This is a genomic window from Rhodobacter sp. P2_H5 (genome assembly GCF_056403335.1).
The window spans coordinates 1-630 of sequence record NZ_JBFUFS010000131.1 but is presented as its reverse complement, the minus strand read 5'-3'; the positions used below and the strand labels follow the sequence as shown (position 1 = coordinate 630).

Here is a 630-nt window from a genome sequence, read left to right as displayed (position 1 = left end):
CCCTTCAGCTGCACGCCCGCCGTCATGGCGAAACCATCTACCACCTTTACAACGCGGTGGTGCGACCCGAGGACGGCGTCAATCGCAGCACACTGATCAGTTGGGGGCGCGGTAAGAAGGTCCCGCGCGCCGCGATCAGCCTCGAAATCTTGGGGCGGATCGAGCGGCGTTATCGGCTGCCGGCGGGCTACTTTCTGGGCCTGTCTGGTACCCCTGATCGAGCGCCAGGCGACTTTGATCTGGACGACATCTCGCCGTCTKAGCGGCGACGTTTGGCGTGGCACCTCCCCGAAGATTTCAACCGACGGCCAAGTCAGGAGAAGGCGGAAATCCTGAACTGGGTCCGCACGGTGATCATCAGTGGGTCAACGGATTACCGCAGGTATCAGGCGGCTGCCATTCGTCAGCGATATGCTGTTCGCTTCAGCTGTGCCTCGGGGCCGGTTCGCAAGTCTTCTCCCGCGCGAACGCCGGAAGAGTCGGGCATCATCATTGCGCCCAAACGATTGAATGACGAGATGGTCGAACTCCTTAGTTTCAAGACATCGACCTTTGCCGCCTTCGGCATGCAGCGGAATGGGGTCTGGGGCGCGGAGACCGCGTCCCAGAAGGTTGAGCATTTCGGGCTGT

At 61.2% G+C, this 630-nt stretch carries 1 protein-coding gene; it reads left to right on the top strand.

The features are described from left to right. Positions 1 to 630, top strand: a 630-nt coding sequence (locus tag AC1DVR_RS23935; RefSeq protein WP_478003113.1) for a hypothetical protein, incomplete at both ends; no start/stop codon positions are given.